At 36.8% G+C, this 310-nt stretch carries 1 protein-coding gene; it reads left to right on the forward strand.

The genetic code is table 11. The features are described from left to right. Window positions 1-310 (forward strand): transposase (locus GNY06_RS09260; RefSeq protein ID WP_176590006.1); only part of this gene is annotated, 310 nt, incomplete at both ends.

Below are 310 nucleotides of genomic sequence, written 5' to 3' on the forward strand. Positions count from 1 at the left end.
GTACGCTATGGGAGTGTGTACCCGAGCAATGCTGGATTATGTTGAGCAAATGTATTCTATGGAGATTTCTCCTGCAGTGATATCCCGTATTACCGATAGTGTACTACCCGCTGTTCAAGAATGTATAAACCGTCCTCTTGAAACCGTCTATCCATTTGTATTTCTGGATTGTATGTTTTTAAAGGTAAGTGTTAATGGTTCTGTTGTCACGCGTGAGATCTTTAATATGCTCTGGGTTGATATCGTTGGAATAATTTTTGTTTATGGGTTTTATTGTTATTATTTTGTTTTTGGCTTTTTCTGTCTTTTA

This window comes from Elizabethkingia argenteiflava (assembly GCF_009904105.1).
GTDB lineage: Bacteria > Bacteroidota > Bacteroidia > Flavobacteriales > Weeksellaceae > Elizabethkingia > Elizabethkingia argenteiflava.